This window comes from Burkholderia sp. Ac-20392, assembly GCF_017104585.1.
GTDB lineage: Bacteria > Pseudomonadota > Gammaproteobacteria > Burkholderiales > Burkholderiaceae > Burkholderia > Burkholderia lata.
This window is the reverse complement of the sequence record NZ_JAAGPB010000477.1, coordinates 1-6,273: the sequence shown is the minus strand read 5'-3', so window position 1 is coordinate 6,273 and position 6,273 is coordinate 1. Positions and strand designations below refer to the sequence as shown.

Below are 6,273 nucleotides of genomic sequence, written 5' to 3'. Positions count from 1 at the left end.
CGCGCCGGTGCTGGCCGCGCTGCGCCAGGCGCTCGCGGCGAGCTGAGCGGAGCGCGGCACGTGGTGGCGGTGAGCGGCACGCAGCACACGCGGACGGTGAGCCCGACCCGCTGGATCGTCTATGCGGGATCGGTGTTCGCGCTCGCGTGGCTCGCGACGCAACTGTTCTATCTCGCGCAGATCGCGTTGTGGTCGTTCGTGAACCCGGGCTCGACCGCGTTCATGCGCACCGACGCGTGGTGGCTGTCGCGCGACAAGCCGCCCGCGCAGATCCAGCATCAGTGGGTGCCGTACGACCAGATCTCGCGCAACCTGAAGCGCGCGCTGATCGCGTCGGAAGACTCGACCTTCGCGACCAACAACGGCTACGACGTCGACGCGATCCTGCAGGCGTGGGAGAAGAACAAGGCGCGCGGCCGGATCGTCGCGGGCGGCTCGACGATCACGCAGCAGCTCGCGCGCAACCTGTTCCTGTCGCGCGAGAAGAGCTACATCCGCAAGGGGCAGGAGCTCATCATCACGTGGATGCTCGAGACGGTGCTCGACAAGGAGCGGATCTTCGAGATCTACCTGAATTCCGTCGAGTGGGGACGCGGCGTGTACGGTGCCGAGGCGGCCGCACGCTATTACTACCGGATTCCCGCAAGCCGGCTCGGCGCGTGGCAATCGGCGCGTCTCGCGGTGATGCTGCCGAAGCCGCGCTGGTTCGACGCGCACCGCGGCTCGGCCTACCAGGCGCAGCGCGCGGCCGTCATTGCCCGCCGGATGGGTGCGGCCGAGCTGCCGCAATCGGAGTGAACGACGGCGCGCTCGCGCCGTCGCATTGACCGTTTCGTCACCCTTACGCCGCTCAGGCGTCGTTTGTGCGCTGCAGCGCATTCGTGTCGCGCGCATTTCGGGCCACATCCTTTAGACGAATCCATCTATTTCGTTTTGCTGATCAATGCAGGGCGTCGTGCGACTTTATTAGCCGATATGGCACGAAATTCGGAGCTTTTTAGTATTTCCGGGTAAACGCGAAAGTCAGTGAAAGGCACGTGAAATGCAACGTTTCGCGAACCGAAGCATTCCTGAAAGGTGTGCGCTGCACCGGCCGCCAGCCAAATATTTCAAAATTTTTCAAAGCTGACGGGCTCGCGTATATTGGCCAGCGCCTCGGCTTATCGGCCGCAATCGAGGCGGGGGGCGGCTTATCCGGCTGCTCGATACAAAAAACATCCGAGAGAAGGAAAGCAACGATGCCAGCGAGCAAAGCGAAGCTGTTGTTGGGAGTGGTGTTTTCTTCGCTGATTCTGACGGCCTGCAACGACGACGTGACATCGTCCGCTGCTGCCAGCGCCGACAATTCAGCCGATCCCGCCAGTCAGGTGGACAGGGCGTACAACGATCCGAACAGTTATTCGTCGAGCGCGAACGCGTCGCTCGACGCCTCCGCCGCGGTTGAAAAGGCCGCCGTCACGCATCACCAGATCACACTCAACGGCAAGACGATCCGCTACACGGCCACGGCCGGCCACCTCGTCGCGCGCAATCCGCAGACCGGCGCGCCCGAAGCATCGTTCTTCTATGTCGCCTATACGGCCGACAACCAGCCCGCGGCGAAGCGGCCCGTCACGTTCCTGTACAACGGCGGCCCCGGCTCGGCATCGGTGTGGCTGCACCTCGGTTCGTTCGGCCCGCGGCGGATCCAGACGGGCGACCCGAATGCGAACACGTCGACGTTCCCGTTCGTCGACAACCAGGAAAGCCTGCTCGACACGACCGACCTCGTGTTCGTCGATGCGATCGGCACCGGCTTCTCCGAAGCGGTCGCGCCGAACACGAACCAGACGTTCTGGGGCGTCGACCAGGACGGCGGCGCGTTCCGCGATTTCGTAACGCGCTACATTGCCGTGAACCAGCGCAACGATTCGCCGAAATACCTGTTCGGCGAATCGTACGGCACGCCGCGCACCGACGTGCTCGCGAACCTGCTCGAGACGGCCGGCGTGAAGCTCGCCGGCATCGTGCTGCAGTCGTCGATCCTGAACTACAACGTGAACTGCGACATGGCGAGCGACTACATCGGCAACTCGAACAATGGATCGAGCCCGGTGAGTTGCGCGGGCTTCGTGCCGTCGTATGGCACGGTCGGCGCGTACTATCAGCTCGACAACCCGAACCCGTCGAGCCTGCCGCAGTACGCGGACCAGATGCGCCTGCTGACGGCCGGCAGCTACGCGCCTGCCGTGAACGCGTACCTGGCGAGCCATACGCCGCCGCCGCCGTCCCTCGTCACGACGATGGTGAATTCGACCGGCGTGAAGCAGTCGCTGTGGAATGCGAACTTCAACGTGATCCCGACCTTCTTCGACAACAGCTTCCAGCTGTCGCTGATCCCGGGCACGCTGATCGGCCGCTACGATGCGCGCGTGAACGTGCCGGTGTCGAGCCCGCTGGCATCCGGCGGCGACCCGTCGAGCACGTACATCACGCAGCCGTTCACCGACACGATCGGCAAGTACCTGCCGAACGAGCTGAAGTACACCGCGCAGTCGGCGTATTCGTTGAGCAGCAATGCGATCAACACGTGGGACTGGACGCACGACGGTCTCGCGATGCCCGACACGATCCCCGACCTTGCTGCGGCGCTGTCGCTGAATCCGCAACTGAAGGTGCTGTCGCTGAACGGGTATCACGACATCGCGACGCCGTTCTACCAGACGGAGCTCGACCTCGCGCGACTCGGGACGCAGCCGAACCTGACGATCAAGGACTATCAGGGCGGACACATGGTCTATCTCGACGATACGTCGCGTCCGCAGGAGAAAGCCGACCTCGTGACCTTCTACAACGCGGCCGCGCACTGATGCGATGCGCAAGGCAGGCAGCGCGCGCCCGCGGTTGCGCCGCGCCTGCCGTCGACGACCTCATTCCAGACTGGAGCCTGATATGAAGAATCGTTTCATCGTCGTTGCCGCGGCGCTCGCCTGTGTCGGCGCCGCAGCATCCGTATCCGCGTTCGCGCAGGCAAGCGATGCCGCCGCCCCGGTGCGTGCGCGCCAGGCGCAGCTCGGCGATCCGTACGTGCCGCCGGCCGCGCGCAAGCCGACCGCCGGTACGCAGACGACCGGCGCCGCGCTGCATGCGCAGGTGGTGCGCAAGCTCGCGCAGCAGTTCAGCGCAGCCGACGCGCAGAACACGGGTTCGATCACCGAATCGCAGGCACGCGCGGCCGGCCTCGGCTATGTCGCGAACCACTTCCGCCAGATCGACTCGGGGGGCAACGGCCGCGTGTCGTTCGCGGACGTCCAGCGCTACATGCAGGCACGCAGCACGAGCCAGCAGTAAGCGCGGCGCGCGGTGAACAAACGGGGGCGGAACCTGCTGCACGGCGGGTTCCGCCCCCGTGCACATGAAGCCGCCGTTACGCCAAGTACACGGCGGCTTCGTGCCGAATTCTCATTATCTGGGCAACGCATTCAAATATTGGAGGCGAGTGCGTGCGCTCCTACAATCCGAAGCACATCGACAGCTTCGGACCCACGCATCGCGCGGCGCCCGACGCACACGGAGACACCTTCCATGAAGTTCGCCGGGCGCTTTATTCGGTGCATCGACCGCCGCCTCGTCGCGACGCCGGACGCCGTTCCGGCATCGTGCGAACGGCTTCACCGGTTCCGTTGAAGAAGCCCGCCCCCATGACCAAGATGCCCGACACACTTGCCCTCGACGCCCGGCGTGCGACGCCGGACGATGCGTCGCTGACCGACAGCATCGGCGCGACCAGCACGCCGCTCGATCTCGCTGCGCAGCAGGCCGGCACGCAGACGCTGCTGCGCGGTCTTGCGATTCTCGAGGCGATCGCGAACGGCGCGCGTGACATGCGCGCGATCGGCGCCGCGCTCGGCACGACGCGCAGCACCACGCACCGCCTCGTCAGCAGCCTCGTACAGGCGCGCTACCTGCGCCAGGTGCAGGGCGGCTACCTGCTCGGCCCGAAGCTGATCGAACTCGGCACGATCGCGCTCGAGCAGATGCCGCTCACCGCGGTAGCGCGCCCGCACCTCGAAGCGCTCGCGGAAGCGACGCTCGACACGATCCATCTCGGCGTGCGCGACGGCGACGACGTGCTGTACATCGACAAGATTCCCGGCACGCGCGGCCTTGAGATGCGCTCGCGCGTCGGCCACCGGATGCCGCTCGCGTCGACCGGCATCGGCAAGGCGATGATGCTCGACACCGATCCCGACACGTGGCGCTCGCTGTTCGAGGCCGCCCGGCGGGCGCTTGCCGGCGTCAATTTCAAGCCGGACAACCGGCCCGAGACGAGCGCGTTCCTGCAGCGCATGGCGCATTACGCGGCCGGCGGCTATACGTTCGATCTCGAGGAGAACGAGGCGTCGATCCGCTGCGTGGCCGCACCGATCCGCGACGCATCGGGCGCGATCGTCGCGGCCGTGTCGGTCGCGAGCACGATTCCGTACATGCCGCATGACCGGATGGACGAACTGATTCCGCTCGTGCAGCGCGAAGCGCGAGCCATTTCCGCGGAACTGGGCTGGAGCCCGCCGCAGGGTACCCGCAGGATCAAACGATGACGACTTCGACCCGGCCCGCTCCGGATGCCAGCTCCGCCACCCCGTCGCTGATCGCGCTCGACTGGGGCACGACGTCGCTGCGCGCTTACCTGTACGACGCGCATGGCGCGCTCATCGACACGCGCAGCCGTGCGGCGGGCGTGATGCATGTGCCCGGCGGCGGCGCGCGCGCGTTCGACGCGGTATTCGAGGAAGCGTGCGGCGACTGGCTCGACCGCACGCCGGACCTGCCGGTGCTCGCTGCCGGGATGGTCGGCAGCGCGCAGGGCTGGCGCGAGGCGCCGTACGTCGCGGTGCCGGCCGGCGCCGACGCGCTCGTCGCGGGCCTCATCACGGTGACGACGTCGCGCGGCACGACGATCTCGATCGTGCCGGGCGTCATCGCCACGGGCGAACTGCCCGACGTGATGCGCGGTGAAGAAACGCAGATATTCGGTGCACTCGCGAGCGATCCCACGCTTGGCGCCGATCGTTCAGGGGTACTGATCGGCTTGCCGGGCACCCATGCGAAATGGGCGTGGGTGAGGGACGGGTTGATCGAGCGCTTCCAGACCTTCATGACGGGCGAGCTGTTCGCGGTGCTGCGCGACCACACGATCCTCGGCCGCACGCTGCGCACCGGCGCGTCGCCGGATCGCGCGGCGTTCGTGCGCGGCGTCTCGGTTGCGCGCGGCGCGCAGCACACGGGGCTGCTCGCGACGATCTTCAGCACGCGCACGCTCGGCCTGACCGACCGGCTCGCGCCCGATGCGCAGGGCGACTACCTGTCCGGGCTGCTGATCGGCCATGAGCTCAACGCGCTCGACGCGATGCTCGCGGAGCGCGGCATCGCGCTCGCGGACCAGCCGCTGCTGCTGATCGGCGATGACAGCTTATGTGCGCGCTACGCCGATGCGCTCCAGGAATTCGGCCACCCGCACGCCCGTGTCGTCGCGCATGCGACCGACCGCGGCCTGTGGCGGATCGCGTCGCGCGCCGGGCTCGTGCGCGCAGACGGCGAGCCCGTCTGCGCCGACCAATGAACTGTTTGCAGAGGAACCTTCGATGCCGTCCGACCTGACCTTGCCCGCGCCGTACACGCCGCATGCCGCGCTGATGCGTGCGTTCGACGCGTGCCCGCTGATCGCGATCATGCGCGGGATCACGCCCGCCGAAGCGGCCGACCACGGCCATGCGCTCTATGAAGCCGGCTTCCGGATCGTCGAGGTGCCGCTCAACTCGCCCGATCCGTTCGACAGCATTGCGGCGCTGCGGCGCGCGCTGCCCGACGATGCGATCGTCGGCGCGGGGACCGTGCTGCGCGCCGAGTATGTCGACCGTGTGCAGGACGCGGGCGGCGCGCTGATCGTGATGCCGCACAGCGACGCGGCCGTGATCCGCCGCGCACGCGAGCGCGGCCTTGCGAGCGCGCCGGGTGTGGCGACGCCGACCGAAGCCTTTGCGGCGCTCGCGAACGGCGCCGACGTGCTGAAGATGTTCCCGGCCGAGCAGCTCGGCGTGCATGTCGTGAAGGCATGGCGCGCGGTGATCGACCGCGCAGTGCCGTTGATTCCGGTCGGTGGCATCTCGCCCGACAACATGCAGCCGTTCCTCGACGCCGGCGCGAACGGCTTCGGGCTCGGCTCGGCGCTGTACCGCCCCGGCCAGTCGGCCGACGCGACCGCGGCGAACGCGTCGGCCGACTGGACGGGGG

At 67.4% G+C, this 6,273-nt stretch carries 6 protein-coding genes; all 6 read left to right on the top strand.

The window, feature by feature from the left end; translation table 11 throughout:
* Window positions 1-60 precede the first annotated feature (60 nt).
* Entirely contained in the window at window positions 61-798 is a 738-nt protein-coding gene (mtgA, locus tag G3N99_RS32455; RefSeq protein WP_174939093.1) for a monofunctional biosynthetic peptidoglycan transglycosylase, read from the top strand.
* Window positions 799-1,238: 440 nt separating this feature from the next.
* Window positions 1,239-2,849 (top strand): peptidase S10, encoded by a 1,611-nt coding sequence (locus tag G3N99_RS32450; protein ID WP_174934170.1) that lies wholly within the window; start codon window positions 1,239-1,241, stop codon window positions 2,847-2,849.
* An 82-nt stretch (window positions 2,850-2,931) separates the two neighbouring features.
* Complete coding sequence (locus tag G3N99_RS32445) at window positions 2,932-3,330, top strand: EF-hand domain-containing protein (protein WP_011350889.1); 399 nt, start codon at window positions 2,932-2,934, stop codon at window positions 3,328-3,330.
* A 350-nt stretch (window positions 3,331-3,680) separates the two neighbouring features.
* On the top strand, window positions 3,681-4,580 hold the full coding sequence (locus G3N99_RS32440; RefSeq protein WP_011350890.1) for an IclR family transcriptional regulator: 900 nt from the start codon (window positions 3,681-3,683) through the stop codon (window positions 4,578-4,580).
* A complete protein-coding gene (locus G3N99_RS32435) occupies window positions 4,577-5,602 on the top strand; it encodes a 2-dehydro-3-deoxygalactonokinase (RefSeq protein WP_206124416.1) in 1,026 nt (341 codons plus the stop codon). The genes G3N99_RS32440 and G3N99_RS32435 overlap by 4 nt, the downstream gene beginning before the upstream one ends.
* A 22-nt stretch (window positions 5,603-5,624) precedes the next feature.
* Window positions 5,625-6,273: 2-dehydro-3-deoxy-6-phosphogalactonate aldolase (locus tag G3N99_RS32430; RefSeq protein ID WP_206124415.1), on the top strand; the 649-nt coding region annotated here is incomplete at its 3' end.

Excerpts from the sequence above, each read along its gene's own strand:
- G3N99_RS32445 (WP_011350889.1), top strand. The coding sequence starts at position 2,932 with ATGAAGAATCGTTTCATCGTCGTTGCCGCGGCGCTCGCCTGTGTCGGC.
- G3N99_RS32435 (WP_206124416.1), top strand. The coding sequence starts at position 4,577 with ATGACGACTTCGACCCGGCCCGCTCCGGATGCCAGCTCCGCCACCCCG.
- G3N99_RS32440 (WP_011350890.1), top strand. The coding sequence starts at position 3,681 with ATGACCAAGATGCCCGACACACTTGCCCTCGACGCCCGGCGTGCGACG.
- G3N99_RS32450 (WP_174934170.1), top strand. The coding sequence starts at position 1,239 with ATGCCAGCGAGCAAAGCGAAGCTGTTGTTGGGAGTGGTGTTTTCTTCG.